The organism is Elioraea sp. (assembly GCF_051860475.1).
GTDB lineage: Bacteria > Pseudomonadota > Alphaproteobacteria > Acetobacterales > Acetobacteraceae > Elioraea.
The window spans coordinates 1-850 of the sequence record NZ_JBHYDW010000300.1; the positions used below are offsets into that span (position 1 = coordinate 1).

An 850-nucleotide genomic window follows, 5' to 3' on the forward strand; every position below is an offset into this window, starting at 1 on the left:
AGCAGCACGCCGACGTTGTCGCCCGCCTGGCCCTGGTCCAGCAGCTTGCGGAACATCTCCACGCCCGTGCAGGTCGTCTTCTGGACCGGACGGATGCCGACGATCTCGACTTCCTCGCCGACCTTGACGATGCCCTTTTCGATCCGGCCCGTCACCACGGTGCCGCGGCCCGAGATCGAGAACACGTCTTCCACCGGCATCAGGAACGGCAGGTCCAGCGGACGCGCCGGCTGCGGGATGTAGTCATCCACCGTCTGCATCAGCTTCAGCACCGACTGCTCGCCGATCTCCGGGTTCACGCCGTCGGTCGCGGCCTTGGCCGAACCCGCCGTGATCGGAATGTCGTCGCCCGGGAACTGGTAGCTGGACAGCAGCTCGCGCACCTCCATCTCGACCAGTTCCAGCAGCTCGGCGTCGTCCACCAGATCGACCTTGTTCAGGTAGACCACCAGCGCCGGCACGCCCACCTGGCGCGCCAGCAGGATGTGCTCGCGGGTCTGGGGCATCGGGCCGTCAGCGGCCGAAACCACCAGGATCGCGGCGTCGTTCTGCGCGGCGCCCGTGTTGTTGTTCTTCACATAGTCGGCGTGGGGCGGGCAGTCGACGTGGGCGTAGTGACGGGCCGCCGTCTCATATTCCACGTGCGCCGTGTTGATCGTGATGCCGCGCGCCTTCTCTTCCGGCGCCGCGTCAATGTCGGCGTAGTTCATCGCCTTGCCGCCGCTGGCCTTGGCCAGCACCATCGTGATCGCCGCCGTCAGCGTCGTCTTGCCGTGGTCAACGTGACCAATCGTGCCGATGTTGCAGTGCGGCTTGTTACGTTCGAACTTTTCCTTGGCCATGGCCAAAA

At 65.6% G+C, this 850-nt stretch carries 1 protein-coding gene; it reads right to left on the reverse strand.

Annotated features, from left to right (window positions below; all coding sequences use genetic code 11):
* The coding region (locus tag ACTIFU_RS23870; protein WP_439580815.1) for an elongation factor Tu at positions 1–842 on the reverse strand (842 nt) is incomplete at its 3' end.
* Positions 843–850 lie beyond the last annotated feature (8 nt).